The sequence below is a fragment of the Thalassotalea sp. G20_0 genome (assembly GCF_017744175.1).
GTDB lineage: Bacteria > Pseudomonadota > Gammaproteobacteria > Pseudomonadales > Endozoicomonadaceae > Endozoicomonas.
This window is the reverse complement of record NZ_JAGHQV010000470.1, coordinates 1-573: the sequence shown is the minus strand read 5'-3', so window position 1 is coordinate 573 and position 573 is coordinate 1. Positions and strand designations below refer to the sequence as shown.

At 33.5% G+C, this 573-nt stretch carries 1 protein-coding gene; it reads right to left on the bottom strand.

Translation table 11 applies throughout. From position 1 onward, the window contains the following. Positions 1-30: 30 nt before the first annotated feature. Positions 31-507 (bottom strand): DUF3592 domain-containing protein, encoded by a 477-nt coding sequence (locus tag J7438_RS27095; protein WP_209279112.1) that lies wholly within the window; start codon positions 505-507, stop codon positions 31-33. Positions 508-573 lie beyond the last annotated feature (66 nt).

The following is a 573-nucleotide window of genomic DNA, read 5'->3' as shown; positions in this document are numbered from 1 at the left end:
CTAACGCCAAAATCAGGTGCGCCGTAGGCGTCACCTGGATTTTTTTGTTATGTTCACGATGATTAGTACAAAGATTCCGAAAACAGTAGCTATGAATGTTAAAACTACTTTGAAGTAGTCAAACCAGCTTAGACCAATTATTAATGCTGATACTTCAGGATCATTTGCATTATAAAATACTTGTACAGCCTGCCCTTCTTTGTACTCTTTTATCTCGGACCTTGCTGAATGCTTGGTTAATTCACAAGGTGTGTTTTTGTAGATTTTATCGTTAATATATTTTATATCATTGATTTGGTATTCATACTTTACCCGAGGACACCAACTTGTGCCTTTGGTTGTTATATTCTCTTCAACATTTTTAGATACAACATGACCACCCAAGCCAACCCATTCAATATTATCTGTTTTTATTACGTCAAATAGTAGGACTACAAACATTAATCCAACAAATAAAACATAAAAGCATACAAATATATTTGTGAAAAACAGTTTTATCTTTTTCATTTAGAATCTATAGAACTCTCAAACTCATAGGTGCTGATTTTTTCTCTGTGTGTGAACATAACGCCT

Coding starts and splice junctions, on each gene's coding strand:
- J7438_RS27095 (WP_209279112.1), bottom strand. CDS start 507: ATGAAAAAGATAAAACTGTTTTTCACAAATATATTTGTATGCTTTTAT.